Origin of the sequence: Paenibacillus sp. 598K (assembly GCF_003851045.1) — a bacterium.
Classification (GTDB): domain Bacteria; phylum Bacillota; class Bacilli; order Paenibacillales; family Paenibacillaceae; genus Paenibacillus_D.
The window spans coordinates 1-522 of the sequence record NZ_BFBX01000130.1 but is presented as its reverse complement, the minus strand read 5'-3'; the positions used below and the strand labels follow the sequence as shown (position 1 = coordinate 522).

The following is a 522-nucleotide window of genomic DNA, read 5'->3' as shown; positions in this document are numbered from 1 at the left end:
TGAAGCCGACCCAGTCGCTGTTAAAAATACTTGCAAAAAAACCGTCCCGGCTCACCCGGAAATCCTGGAACGCGACCACGATGCCAAACATCGGCAAATAGGCAAAAATCAAAAACCAAAGCGTGCCGGGCAGCACCAATAATAGCAGTGCCTTATTGCGAATAACCTTCTTGAGAAATGACGACATGTGGAACCTCCTTGCGACAGCTTGCACGTTGAACACATTGAAACAGCAGCGACGAGCATCCCCTCAGATTTTCATGGCTGCAGCCAGGTCATGCGCGAGTCCCGCTCCCCCTTTATGTTTGGGTTACTGTTCTTCGATGTCCTTATTGTCGCTCTCTGGACTCCTTCTCCTCAAGTTGAATAATTTCAGGTCAGTATGTAAAAATTCCATATCCGGGAGTTGCATGGTCAACTGGTTGGATGTCCTGCGAGGATTAAGAGAGCGGGTCGGGGAGGCGTCTGCAGCGAGTTGGGGCGGTGTAGGGCTAGACAAGACGAGGCGGGACGGGGCGGGAT

General features: G+C 51.7%; 1 pseudogene. It reads right to left on the bottom strand.

The features are described from left to right. A pseudogene (locus PA598K_RS38350) lies at window positions 1–187 on the bottom strand (sugar ABC transporter permease); the annotation flags it as partial. Window positions 188–522 lie beyond the last annotated feature (335 nt).